9 protein-coding genes are annotated in these 13452 nt (G+C 62.1%); 5 read left to right on the top strand and 4 right to left on the bottom strand.

Going from position 1 to position 13452, the window contains the following annotated elements; genetic code table 11:
- Positions 1–148: 148 nt before the first annotated feature.
- The 4 genes from serA to OKB81_RS15270 form a co-directional block, all read right to left on the bottom strand.
- Positions 149–1381 carry a phosphoglycerate dehydrogenase gene (gene serA, locus OKB81_RS15255; RefSeq protein WP_113977420.1) on the bottom strand — a complete coding sequence of 411 codons (1233 nt, stop codon included), beginning with the start codon at positions 1379–1381 and terminating at the stop codon, positions 149–151.
- 265 nt (positions 1382–1646) lie between these two features.
- Positions 1647–2300 (bottom strand): ribose-5-phosphate isomerase RpiA, encoded by a 654-nt coding sequence (gene rpiA, locus OKB81_RS15260; RefSeq protein WP_039040383.1) that lies wholly within the window; start codon positions 2298–2300, stop codon positions 1647–1649.
- Between the two features lie 143 nt (positions 2301–2443).
- Positions 2444–3040, bottom strand: a complete 597-nt coding sequence (locus OKB81_RS15265) for a 5-formyltetrahydrofolate cyclo-ligase (protein WP_160837465.1) — start codon at positions 3038–3040, stop codon at positions 2444–2446.
- A gap of 104 nt (positions 3041–3144) precedes the next feature.
- Positions 3145–4491, bottom strand: a complete 1347-nt coding sequence (locus OKB81_RS15270; protein WP_160837463.1) for a Na+/H+ antiporter NhaC family protein — start codon at positions 4489–4491, stop codon at positions 3145–3147.
- A gap of 316 nt (positions 4492–4807) precedes the next feature.
- Here OKB81_RS15270 and dapB point away from each other — a divergent pair, with 316 nt between their 5' ends.
- The 5 genes from dapB to OKB81_RS15295 all read left to right on the top strand — a co-directional run bounded on the left by dapB (position 4808) and on the right by OKB81_RS15295 (position 13398).
- A complete protein-coding gene (gene dapB, locus OKB81_RS15275; protein WP_160837461.1) occupies positions 4808–5620 on the top strand; it encodes a 4-hydroxy-tetrahydrodipicolinate reductase in 813 nt (270 codons plus the stop codon).
- Between the two features lie 659 nt (positions 5621–6279).
- Positions 6280–7416 (top strand): glutamine-hydrolyzing carbamoyl-phosphate synthase small subunit, encoded by a 1137-nt coding sequence (gene carA / locus OKB81_RS15280; RefSeq protein WP_042078154.1) that lies wholly within the window; start codon positions 6280–6282, stop codon positions 7414–7416.
- 16 nt (positions 7417–7432) lie between these two features.
- Positions 7433–10657 carry a carbamoyl-phosphate synthase large subunit gene (gene carB / locus OKB81_RS15285; RefSeq protein ID WP_160837458.1) on the top strand — a complete coding sequence of 1075 codons (3225 nt, stop codon included), beginning with the start codon at positions 7433–7435 and terminating at the stop codon, positions 10655–10657.
- A 502-nt stretch (positions 10658–11159) separates the two neighbouring features.
- Positions 11160–12818, top strand: a complete 1659-nt coding sequence (gene leuA / locus OKB81_RS15290; RefSeq protein WP_160837456.1) for a 2-isopropylmalate synthase — start codon at positions 11160–11162, stop codon at positions 12816–12818.
- A 244-nt stretch (positions 12819–13062) separates the two neighbouring features.
- Positions 13063–13398, top strand: a complete 336-nt coding sequence (locus OKB81_RS15295; RefSeq protein ID WP_270667832.1) for a hypothetical protein — start codon at positions 13063–13065, stop codon at positions 13396–13398.
- Positions 13399–13452 lie beyond the last annotated feature (54 nt).

Genomic DNA, 13452 nt, shown 5'->3' on the forward strand with positions numbered 1-13452 from the left:
TGTTCATAGAAAAACGCCCCAGGCCATCGAGACCCAGGGCGGTGAAGATATCAAAGACCCGTTTTCCGGTAAATCGCTATGCGGCTCCGCTTAAGTGAACAGCATTGCGTCGTCACGACGGGCTTTTTGCTGCGCAGATAAGGGCTTATCAGTGCAGGATCCGGGCACGGATGGTGCCATTGATCTCTTTGAGACGGGCCAGGGCCTTCTCGCTGTGCTCGGTTTCGACGTCGATGACCACGTAACCGATCTCGCTGCTGGTCTGCAGGTACTGACCGGCGATGTTGATCCCCTCGTCGGCGAAGATCTGGTTGATCTGGTTCATCACGCCGGGCTGGTTGCGGTGAATGTGCAGCAGGCGGCTGGAGCCCTTGTGGCCGGGCAGGGAGACCTCCGGGAAGTTGACCGCGGAGAGGGTGGAGCCGTTGTCGGAGTATTTGACCAGCTTGTTGGCCACTTCCAGACCGATGTTTTCCTGGGCTTCCTGGGTGGAGCCGCCGATGTGGGGGGTCAGGATCACGTTGTCCAGGCCGCGCAGCGGGGTGAGGAACTCCTCGTTGTTGGACTTGGGCTCCACCGGGAAGACGTCGATGGCGGCGCCGGAGAGGTGGCCGCTCTTGATGACGTCGGCCAGGGCGTCGATGTCCACCACGGTGCCGCGGGAGGCGTTGATGAAGATGGCGCCCGGTTTCATCATGCGAAGTTGCTCTGCACCGATGAGATCCTTGGTGGAGGCGGTTTCCGGTACGTGCAGGCTGATGACGTCAGACATGTTGAGCAGTTCCACCAGGTTCGGCACCTGGATGGCGTTGCCAAGGGAGAGCTTGTTCTCGATGTCGTAGTAATAGACCTTCATGCCGATCATCTCGGCGATGATGCCAAGCTGGGTGCCGATGTGGCCGTAGCCGATGATGCCGAGCTTCTTGCCGCGGGCTTCGACGCTGCGGTTGGCCAGCTTCTCCCAAACGCCGCGATGGCACTTGGCGTTCTTCTCGGGAATGCCGCGCAGCAGCAGCAGGATCTCCCCCAGTACCAGTTCGGCCACGGAGCGGGTGTTGGAGAAGGGGGCGTTGAAGACGGGGATGCCGCGCACGTGGGCGGCGTCGAGGGAGACCTGGTTGGTGCCGATGCAGAAGCAGCCGATGGCCACCAGCTTGGTGGCGGCATCCAGCACCTTCTCGGTGATCTGGGTGCGTGAACGCAGGCCCACAAAATGCACGTCACGAATGCGCTCGATCAACTCCTCTTCCGACAGGGACGTCTTCAGATATTCCACATTGGTGTAGCCGGCTGCCCGAAAGGTCTCCACCGTGTTGGGATGGACTCCCTCCAGCAGCAGTACCTTGATCTTATCCTTGTCCAGCGAAAACTTGACTGTCATGACGTTCCCTCTATTGTTTTGAAAAATGCGTTCAGGCTTGCAGTGTGAAGAAAACCGTAAAGTAGCAAAAACGTTTGGGAGAGGGAATATTTGTGACGAAAGTCAAATTCTTTGAAGTTATCAACGATTGTTGCAGATGTGCTGCTACAAGCCATTGAGGGATAACCAGAAACGGCGCCATGAGGCGCCGTTGTCCATTTGGGGCAGTCAGGTTGACTGACCCGGGCGGGGGCTTGCCCGGAGGGGGAGGTCCGGGGAGCAGGCCTTAGTTGGTGATCACACCCTCGGGGGTGCCGATCAGCACAACGTCGGCGCCACGGTGGGCGAACAGGCCGTTGGTGACCACGCCCACGATGCTGTTGAGGCGGGTTTCCAGAGCCTTGGCATCGGTGATGGCCATGCCCTTGACGTCCAGGATGATGTTGCCGTTGTCGGTCACCACCCCTTCACGCCACACCGGGTTGCCGCCAAGGGCGCGGATCTCGCGGGCCACGTATTCGCGGGCCATGGGGATCACTTCCACCGGCAGGGGGAAGGTGCCCAGCACGTCGACGGTCTTGGTGTTGTCGATGATGCAGATGAACTGGTCGGCCACGGCGGCGACGATCTTCTCGCGGGTCAGGGCGGCGCCGCCCCCCTTGATCATGTCGCGGCTGGCGTTGATCTCGTCGGCACCATCCACGTAGACGGAGAGGGCATCGATGTCGTTGAGGTCAAACACCGGGATGCCGAGACCCTTGAGGCGCTCGGTGGAGGCGATGGAGCTCGACACCGCGCCCTTGATCTGGTCTTTCATGGTCGCCAGTGCGTCGATGAAGTGATTGACGGTAGAGCCGGTGCCCACCCCGACGATGGTGCCGGGTACCACGTATTTGAGCGCAGCCCAACCGGCCGCCTTCTTCATTTCATCTTGAGTCATGATGGATCCTTATGGAAAAAGCGGGCGCATTATATCCAAGCATCCCCCCCAGAGCGACCATGGTGCTCACGTTCCGGCGCAAAAATCCCCAAGATGTAAATCGTTTGCCTGTTTATTGAACCGAAGGGGGCGCCCCCGTCTCATCAGGCAAAGTGCCAGCTGCGGCTGGGGGTGATGATCTGGGGGAGCGGCACGTCCCACTGCTCCCGGGGGACGGCATCCACCTGCTGGCAGTCGTGGGCGAGCCCCAGAGGTCTTGGGCCGAGCTGGTGCTCGTGCCAGCAGGCGAGGGTGCGATCGTAGTAGCCGCCCCCCATGCCGAGGCGGTTGCCAGCCTCATCGAAGGCCACCAGCGGGGTGCAGATGATGTCCAGCATGCTGTGGGGCAGCACCTGCTGCACGTCGAGCTCGGGCTCGGCGATGCCGTAGCGGTTGCGGGTCATGGGGGTGGTGGCGGTGTAGCGCAAGAAGAGCAGGTGACCCGGGGTGAAGGGGTGCAGCACCGGCAGGTAGACCTCCTTTTGCCGGGCCCACAGCCAGTGGATGGCGGGCAGGGGATCGAGCTCCCCGTCGTTGGCCAGATAGAGGGCGATGCGCCTGGCCGCGAGGATGCCGGGGTGTTCCTGGAAGCGTTCGACCAACTGCTGGGCCGCCGCCTGCTGCTCGGCCTGACTCAGGCTTTTTCTGCGCTGGCGAATGAGCTGGCGCAGGTTCTGGCGTTCGGGTTGGGGATCCGGCATGGGGACTCCTGGGCAAAGGTGGGCTGGCGCTACCTTAGCAAGGGGCCGACGGGATGAAAAGCCGATGGCGGGGCCGCCAGCCGGGCGGCCCCTGAGGTCGGGCGTCAGGAACGGTGGGGGGCGGGAGCCACTGCGCCCATCTGGTGCTTGAGGAAAACGGCCACGATGGCGGCCAGGGCCAGCGCCATGGGGTAGAAGCTCATGCTCACGACCAGGATCGGCGAGAGGGCGAAGATGGAACCCAGCAGCAGCGCCTGGGCGCCCCAGGGAATCAGCCCCTGTACCACGCAGGAGAAGATGTCCAGCATGGAGGCGGCGCGGCGCGGGGTGACCCCGTGATGGTCCGCCAGATCCCTGGCCACCTTGCTCGCGACTATGATGGCCACGGTGTTGTTGGCGGTGCACAGGTTGGTGAGGCTCACCACGCCGGCGATGCCGAGCTCGGCCGCCTTTTCGTTCTGCTCGCCATCGTGGTGGCGGGTGAAGCGGGCAATCAGGGCGGCGATGCGCTCACTTATCCATGCGAGCCCCCCCTGGCGTTCCATCAGGGCACCCAGACCGCCGATGAGCATGGAGAGCAGGAAGATCTCCTGCATGCTGGTAAAGCCCTGATAGATGTCCTTGCTGAACTGGCCGAGGGAGTAGCTGCCAAGCAGCCCCACGCCACCGGCCGCCAGGATGCCGAGCCCCAGTACCATGAAGACGTTCATGCCAGAGAGGGCCAGCACCAGGATCAGCAGATAGGGGGCGACCTTGAGCAAGTCCGCCTCGGCGGTGGGGGCCGGCGCTTCACCGGTGGAGCCCAGCACCAGATAGAGCAGGATCACCAGCACGGCGGCGGGGGCGGCAATCTTGATGTTCTCGCGAAACTTGTCCTTCATCTCGCAGCCCTGGCTGCGGGTGGCGGCGATGGTGGTGTCGGAGATGATGGAGAGGTTGTCCCCGAACATGGCGCCGGAGAGGATGGTCCCCGCCATCAGCATCGGATCGATGCCGGCGGCATGGGCGACGCCGAGCGCCACCGGTGCCACGGCGCCGATGGTGCCCATGGAGGTACCCATGGCGGTGGCAATGAAGGCAGAGATGAGGAAGAGCCCCGGCAGCAGGCACCAGCCCGGAATGAGGGAGAGGCCGAGGGCGACCGTGGCATCCACCCCGCCGGTGGCCTTGGCCACGGTGGCGAAGGCGCCCGCCAGCAAATAGATGAGGCACATGGCCATGATGTTGCTCTCGCCCACTCCCTTGAAGAAGGTCTCGAGGTTCTTGTTGAACCCCTCGCGTCCCATCAGCAGGGCCAGCATGACGGCGGGCAGGGCGGCAACGGGGGCGGGGAGCTGGTAGAAGGCGAACTCGACCCCCTGCAGGGTCAGCCAGGTACCGGTACCGATGAAGAGGGCAAGAAAGACCAGAAGGGGCAGCAGGGCTCTGGCACGGGGTTGGGTCTGGATCATGTGTTCCTCGAAACTTGAACAATGACCTCCTGTCGTTGCCTGTGGCGCCTCCAGGGCGGGCACAGGGCGGGCATCCTGCCACCATGGGGGGCCAACAGTAGTGAGTCGGCCCGCCCGGGTCAAGATAGCCGTCCAGATGGATAGGGCTTTTTGCTTCGAGATTCTGACTTGTCTGGTTATTCCGTTATTTATTCTGTTTTTAATGAATTTATCGTTTAAACGTCGGGGTGGTTTGGCGGGCCAGATCGGGCTTTTCAAAGGGGACGCGGGCTGGTAAAACGGTCTCTTTCCATAATAAAGAGATGAGAGGGTGGAGATGGACAATCCGATCCGTGTGGCCGTGATGGGCTGTAATGGTCGTATGGGCAAGGTGCTGCTGGAGGCTATCGCCAACGCCGAGGGCGTGGTGGTGGGAGCGGCGCTGGAACGACCGGGCTCTGCCGTGATGGGTCTGGATGCGGGTGAACTCAACGGCCTGGGGCGCCTTGGCGTCATCATCAGCGACAGTCTGGAGAAGGTGAAGGACGAGTTCGATCTCATCATCGACTTCACCCGCCCCGAGGTGACTCTGGCGAACCTCGCCTTTGCACTGGCGCATGGCAAGCAGATGGTTATCGGCACCACAGGTTTCGACGACGCGGGCAAGGCGGCCCTGCACGAGGCGGGCAAGCAGATCGGCATCGTCTTCGCCTCCAACTACTCGGTCGGGGTCAACCTGGTGTTCAAGCTGTTGGAGCAGGCGGCCAGGGTGATGGGGGAGTACACCGACATCGAGATCATCGAGGGGCACCACAGACACAAGGTGGATGCACCGTCCGGCACCGCGCTCTCCATGGGGGAAGTGGTGGCGAAAACCCTGGGCCGGGATCTGAAAGAGTGCGCCGTCTATGGCCGTGAGGGGATCACCGGTGAGCGGGATCGCAACACCATCGGCTTTGCCACCATCCGCGCCGGCGATCTGGTGGGGGAGCACACCGTCATGTTCGCCGACATCGGCGAGCGGGTCGAGATCAGCCACAAGGCTTCCAGCCGTTTGACCTTCGCCAACGGTGCAGTGCGGGCGGGCAAGTGGCTCGGCCAGCAAGGGGCCGGTCTCTATGACATGCAGGATGTGCTCGGTCTGAAATAAACCGTCTTCAGGGGGAGTGCAGACTCCCGTACTGGTTGCCAAACCCCGGTCCGCCGGGGTTTTTTGTCACTTTTTTGTAGAAATAAGCCTTAATCATCACTTTTTGAGTGAACCTCGCTAAATCCTGCCATTCTTACAAGCCTGCCACCCTCTTGCGACAAAAATGTCATCAAGGGGTAACGGGTTTGGGTCTCAATATTCCCCTGCGGGGGGCATTTCGTCCTGATGTGAAATAGACTAAAAATGCAATCAAAGAAAAACGTTTTCTATTATTTGCGTTCACTTTTCTGGCTTCAAATGGTGTTTTTGCTGTTGTGTTGTTTATTTTTTGATTTTCTATCTTGCTGTTTACTAAGTGGTAAATCTGGTTTTTTGTACGTTGCACGGCATCGGGTGTCGCTTTGTGGTCTGTGTTTGGCTTTTCTTTTTGAAGAGGGGGTTGCAAAGCGAATGAGTGCATAGATAATGGGTAATGTTGCTTGTTTATTGAATTTAGATGCATTTCAAACGAGAAAAGACGTTGAAATGAGATCGTTTTTAAGTAGAATGCGCCCAATTTGCCAGAAATCTGCCGGGTTTGAACCCTGTTTCAAACAGCGTCCGGACCCGCAACACCCAGGTAAATTGCTGAATTTAAAGCTAAATAACTGGAGGTTGTCTTGAATCACACTGCATTGCTAGTGCTGGAAGATGGAACTGTGTTCAAAGGCGTGTCGATAGGCGCCGAGGGATGTTCCGTTGGTGAAGTGGTTTTCAATACGTCGATGACGGGCTATCAGGAAATCCTCACAGATCCCTCTTATTCCCGTCAGATCGTTACTCTCACTTACCCCCATATAGGCAACACCGGCACCAACAGCGAAGATGAAGAGTCCAGTCAGGTCCATGCTCAGGGCCTCATCATCCGGGACCTTCCGATACTGGCCTCCAACTTCCGCAATCAGCAATCCCTCTCCGATTACCTCAAGTCTCACAACATCGTTGGCATCGCCGACATCGATACCCGCAAGCTGACCCGCATCCTGCGCGAGAAAGGCGCCCAGGCCGGCTGCATCCTGGCCGGCAAGCAGCTCGATGAAGCCCATGCCCTCGAACAGGCCCGCGCCTTCCCCGGCCTCAAGGGGATGGATCTCGCGAAAGAAGTGACCGTGAGCGAATCCTACAGCTGGACAGAAGGTAGCTGGCAGCTCGGCAAGGGGCACGTCACCCCGGCAGAGGGCGACTTCAAGTACCACGTGGTGGCCTACGATTTCGGCGTCAAGCGCAACATACTGCGCATGCTGGTGGACCGCGGCTGTCGCCTGACCGTGGTGCCGGCCAAGACCCCGGCCGCCGAGGTGCTGGCGATGAACCCGGATGGCATCTTCCTCTCCAACGGCCCCGGTGACCCCGAGCCGTGCGACTACGCCATCGACGCCATCAAGGCCTTCCTGGCCACCAACACCCCGGTGTTCGGCATCTGCCTGGGCCACCAGTTGCTGGGTCTGGCCTCCGGCGCCAAGACCGTCAAGATGAAGTTCGGCCACCACGGTGCCAACCACCCGGTGAAGAGCCTGGACGACAACACAGTGATGATCACCGCCCAGAACCACGGCTTCGCGGTGGACGAGAACAGCCTGCCGGACTGCCTGCGCGCGACTCACGTCTCCCTGTTCGATGGCTCCCTGCAAGGCATCCATCGCACCGACCGCCCGGCCTTCAGCTTCCAGGGGCACCCGGAGGCGAGCCCGGGCCCGCACGACTGTGCCGGTCTGTTCGACCACTTTATTGAATTGATCAAGCAGTATCGCGCTTAAGAGGAAAAGAGAAGCCATGCCAAAACGTAACGACCTACAGAGCATCCTGATCCTCGGCGCCGGCCCCATCGTCATCGGTCAGGCCTGCGAATTCGACTACTCCGGCGCCCAGGCGTGCAAGGCCCTGAAAGAAGAGGGCTATCGCGTCATCCTGGTGAACTCCAACCCGGCCACCATCATGACCGACCCGGAGATGGCCGACGCCACCTACATCGAGCCCATCACCTGGGAAGTGGTGCGCGAAATCATCAAGAAAGAGCGCCCGGACGCCATCCTGCCCACCATGGGTGGCCAGACTGCCCTCAACTGCGCCCTGGCGCTGGAGCAGCACGGCGTGCTGGCGGAGTTCGGTGTGGAGATGATCGGCGCCACCGCCGACGCCATCGACAAGGCCGAAGACCGCTCCCGCTTTGACAAGGCCATGCGCAGCATCGGCCTGGAGTGCCCGCGCGCCGGCATCGCCCACAACATGGAAGAGGCCTGGAAGGTCCAGGCCGAAGTGGGCTTCCCCTGCATCATCCGCCCCTCCTTCACCATGGGCGGCTCCGGCGGCGGCATCGCCTACAACCCGGAAGAGTTCGTGGAGATCTGCGAGCGCGGTCTGGATCTGTCGCCGACCAAGGAGCTGCTCATCGACGAGTCGCTCATCGGCTGGAAAGAGTACGAGATGGAGGTGGTGCGGGATCGCAACGACAACTGCATCATCGTCTGCGCCATCGAGAACTTCGACCCCATGGGCATCCACACCGGTGACTCCATCACGGTCGCGCCGGCCCAGACGCTGACCGACAAGGAGTACCAGATCATGCGCAACGCCTCCATGGCGGTGCTGCGCGAGATCGGTGTCGAGACCGGCGGCTCCAACGTCCAGTTCGGCATCAACCCCAAAGACGGTCGCATGGTCATCATCGAGATGAACCCGCGGGTGTCGCGCTCCTCTGCGCTGGCTTCCAAGGCGACCGGTTTCCCCATCGCCAAGATCGCCGCCAAGCTCGCTATCGGTTACACCCTGGACGAGCTGATGAACGACATCACCGGCGGTCGCACCCCGGCCTCCTTCGAGCCGGCCATCGACTACGTGGTCACCAAGGTACCGCGCTTCAACTTCGAGAAGTTCGCCGGCGCCAACGACCGTCTGACCACCCAGATGAAGTCCGTGGGCGAAGTGATGGCCATCGGCCGCAACTTCCAGGAGTCCCTGCACAAGGCGCTGCGCGGCCTCGAGACCGGCAAGACCGGCTTCGACCCCATGGTGGACCTCAATGCCCCCGACTCCCTGACCCGCATTCGCCACGAGCTGCAGGATGCCGGTGCCGAGCGCATCTTCTACATCGCCGACGCCTTCCGTGCCGGTCTCTCCATGGACGGCGTGTTCAAGCTGACCAAGATTGACCCCTGGTTCCTGGTGCAGATTGAAGAGCTGGTCAAGCTGGAAGAGCAGGTGAAGGAGCGCGGCATGGCCGGCCTGGATGCCGACTTCCTGCGCAGCCTCAAACGCAAGGGCTTCGCCGACGCGCGTCTGGCCAAGATCCTCGGCGTGGCCGAAGGGGAAGTGCGCAAGCTGCGCGCCCGTCACAACATCTTCCCGGTCTACAAGCGGGTCGATACCTGCGCGGCCGAGTTTGCCACCAACACCGCCTACATGTACTCCAGCTATGACGAGGAGTGCGAGGCCAACCCCACCAACCGCGACAAGATCATGGTCATCGGTGGCGGCCCGAACCGTATCGGTCAGGGCATCGAATTCGACTACTGCTGCGTGCACGCGGCCCTGGCCCTGCGCGAAGACGGTTACGAGACCATCATGGTCAACTGCAACCCGGAAACCGTCTCCACCGACTACGACACCTCCGACCGTCTCTACTTCGAACCGGTCACCCTGGAAGACGTGCTGGAAATCGTGCGGGTCGAGCAGCCCAAGGGCGTCATCGTCCAGTACGGCGGCCAGACTCCGCTGAAGCTTGCGCGGGCATTGGAAGCGAACGGCGTGCCGGTCATCGGGACCAGCCCCGATGCCATCGACCGCGCGGAAGATCGCGAGCGCTTCCAGTCTGCCGTGGAGCGCCTCGGCCTCAAGCAGCCGGAAAACGGCACCGTCACCGCCCTGGAGCAGGCCGTGCTGACCGCCGAGCGCATCACCTACCCGCTGGTGGTGCGCCCCTCCTACGTGCTGGGTGGCCGCGCCATGGAGATCGTCTATGACGAGCAGGATCTGCGCCGCTACTTCGCCGAGGCGGTGAGCGTCTCCAACGAGTCACCGGTACTGCTGGACCGCTTCCTGGACGACGCCACCGAGGTGGACGTGGATGCCATCTGCGACGGCGTTGACGTGGTCATCGGCGGTATCATGGAGCACATCGAGCAGGCCGGTATTCACTCCGGCGACTCCGCCTGCTCCCTGCCGCCCTACACCCTGTCCAAGGCCATCCAGGATGAGATGCGCGAGCAGGTGCGGAAATTAGCGCTGGAGCTCGGCGTGGTCGGCCTGATGAACGTGCAGTTCGCGGTGAAAGACAACGAGATCTACCTCATCGAGGTGAACCCCCGTGCCGCCCGGACCGTGCCCTTCGTCTCCAAGGCCACCGGCGCGCCGCTGGCGAAGATCGCCGCCCGCGTCATGGCCGGTCAGAGCCTGAAGGAGCAGGGCTTTACCCAGGAGATCATCCCGCCCTACTACTCGGTGAAAGAGGTGGTTCTCCCGTTCGCCAAGTTCCCGGGTGTGGATCCGCTGCTGGGGCCGGAAATGCGCTCCACCGGTGAAGTCATGGGGGTAGGCAGCAGCTTCGCCGAGGCCTATGCCAAGGCGCAGCTGGGGGCCGGTCACCAGGTTCCGAGTGAAGGTCGCGCCCTCTTGTCCGTTCGCCACGGCGACAAGGAACGGGTGGTCAACCTGGCCGCCAAGCTGCTGGAGCTGGGTTATGACCTCGACGCCACCCACGGCACCGCCGTGACCTTGGGCGAGGCGAGCATCAACCCGCGTCTGGTGAACAAGGTGCACGAGGGTCGTCCGCACATTCTGGATCGCATCAAGAATGGCGAGTACACCTACATCGTCAACACCGCCGAGGGTCGTCAGGCCATCGAGGACTCCAAGCAGCTGCGCCGTGGCGCCCTGCAGCACAAGGTGGCTTACACCACCACGCTGCACGCGGCCTTCGCCACCTGCATGGCCATCAGTGTCGATGCCACCGCCAATGTGAACTCGGTGCAGGAGCTGCACGAGAAGGTGAACAACCGCTAAGAGCACCGGCAGCACGCTGCCCGCTCGATGCACGCAAACCCCGCCAGCGATGGCGGGGTTTTTATTGCCTGCGCCCTGCCACTCCCGGGGAAACGCCTTCAAGGAAGATGGGTGAGATGGCGAATAAATCATCATGGGTGGTGATACTCACCCCATGAATGAACTTTCGCTGCATCAATATTGCTGAATTGGCATGATGGGGTGCAATCTTCGCAATCTCTCGCCCCCACGACCTCCCTATACTGGGTGCTCATACAAACAAGGTCGTCTGCGCCGACACACCGAAAGGTGGCGTGCGAGAGGATCAGCGCCCGCAGCCCGATCCGGCTGCCGTGGCCGGCCCCGGTGACCGACGGGGGCCGCAGGAAAACCGGTCGCGGGGTTACCGCCGCGCGACTCGTCAGGGCCGGCGTTACCGCGCCAGCCCGCTTCCCCTCCTTGCCCCACCCGCCTGTCGGCCCGGTCGTCCGGCGCCTCGCCCATCCGTCAAGGGAATCTGAATATGAGCTTCGATCATCGCAAATACCGCCGCTCCCCCGTCATCAGTCTGGCGGATCGCCAGTGGCCCAACCGGGTGCTGGAGCGGGCGCCGCTCTGGTGCGCTGTGGACCTGCGCGACGGCAACCAGGCGCTGGTCGAGCCGATGACGGTGGCCCAAAAGCTGCAGATGTGGGCGCTGATGGTGCACATCGGCTTCAAGCACATCGAGGTGGGCTTCCCGGCGGCCTCCCAGCCCGATTTCGACTTCGTGCGCGAACTCATCGATCGCAACCTCATTCCGGACGATGTCACCATCCAGGTGCTGGTGCAGGCGCGCGAAGATCTCATCGCCCGCACCTTCGAGGCGCTCAAGGGGGCGAGGCGGGCCATCGTCCACGTCTACAACTCGGTCAACCCGACCCAGCGCAACTATGTGTTCAACTCAGGCAAGGACGGGGTCAAGGCCATCGCCGTGCAGGGGGCGCGCTGGGTGCGGGAGTATGCGGCCCGCAATCCGGGCACTGAGTGGAGTTTCCAGTATTCTCCGGAGAGCTTCAGCAGCACCGAGGTGGAGTTCGCCGTCGAGGTGTGTGACGCCGTCATCGACGAGTGGCGTGCCGCTGCCCGTCCCATGATCCTGAACCTCCCCGCCACGGTGGAGGTGAGCACCCCCAACGTGTTTGCGGATCAGGTGGAGTGGTTCTGCCGACACCTCAAGGCGCGACCCGAGGTGAGCATCTCCATCCACACCCACAACGACAGAGGCTGCGGGGTGGCCGCCGCCGAGCTGGCGGTGCTGGCGGGGGCGGATCGCATCGAGGGCACCCTGCTCGGCAACGGGGAGCGCACCGGCAACATGGACATCGTCACCATGGCCATGAACCTCTACAGCCAGGGGATTGACCCCGAGCTGGACCTGTCCGACATGGATGCCATCGTCGCCACCGTGGGGGCCTGCACCCAGATTGCCCTGCACCCGCGCCACCCCTATGCCGGCGAGCTGGTCTACACGGCGTTTTCCGGCAGCCACCAGGACGCCATCCGCAAGTCTCTCGCGGCAGAAAAACCGGATCACTACTGGGACGTGGCTTACCTGCCCATCGATCCTGCCGATCTCGGTCGCAGCTACGAGGCGGTGATCCGCATCAACAGCCAGTCCGGCAAGGGAGGGGTGACCTATCTGCTGGAACGTGACCTCGGTCTGCAACTGCCGCGCTGGCTGCAAATCGACTTCAGCCGCCGGGTGCAGGCCGAGGCTGAGGCGAGCAGCAGCGAAATCAGCCCGGAGCAGATCCGCACCCTGTTCGAGCAGCACTATCTTGAGCCGGCCCACGGCTATCGCATCGGGCGCTTCCAGCTCGGTCATGACAGTCAGGAGAGCCTGCGCCTGGAGTTGCAGACCCCCCACGGCACCCTGCAATTGTGTGGTGAAGGGGAGGGTGCCATCACCGCCCTGGTCAACGGCTGGCAGCGTCAGACCGGCATGCACATCGATGTGCTGGATTACTCCGAGCATGCGCTCACCGCCGGCACCGAATCCCGCGCCGCCGCCTATGTGCTGCTGAGCGTCGAGGGCACCCGGATGTGTGGCGTCGCCGTCGGTCGCGACGTGGTCAACGCCTCCCTGCAGGCGGTGATCAACGGCGCCGCCCAGCATCAGGCCCTGCGCCGGAGCGCCTGAGGCAGCACTGCCCGCTTGCCGTGAGGACGAACAGGGAAGGGCCGCCCGCCCCGATGTCACGGCAGATCGCGCAGTCCCCGTTGCAACAATCCCCTGACCCATATGGTGAGGGGATTGTTTTTTATGGAAAAATCGGCCCACAATATCAGTGATTTGCCACCAGGAATGCCGTCGGGGTTCGCTGGCGATGGCAGCCAACGGCTGCCATTCGGGATAGAAGACATGCGCGCTTGGAGCCCAAAACATGATGAAGACTCCCCTCAGGTTATCCGTTCACCCCGCCCGGTTCTTCTCGCTTCCTCCCTGCCGTCGTCTCGCGCTGGTGAGCCTGCCCTGTCTGCTGCTGCTGACGGGGATCCTGGATGGGGCCAGTTTTGATCTCCTGGCAGAGCACAACCTCTATACCGTCGGGGCTCTGGCCGAAGCGCTCAACGTGTTGACCCTGCTGTTCATGTTCTGGGTGGTGCAGTGTGCCCAGATCACCTTGAAAACCTATCTCTCCCTCACCGGCGGGCTGACCCTCTGGCTCGTTTCCGGCGTCATCGATCTGATGGATGATACCAATCGGATTAAACATTAGGTCAGCTTTATCCAATCTCGGCTACAAAGTGACATCACCCGCTCCACATCGGCA

Origin of the sequence: Aeromonas sp. QDB56, assembly GCF_027705505.1 — a bacterium.
Classification (GTDB): Bacteria; Pseudomonadota; Gammaproteobacteria; order Enterobacterales; family Aeromonadaceae; genus Aeromonas; species Aeromonas caviae.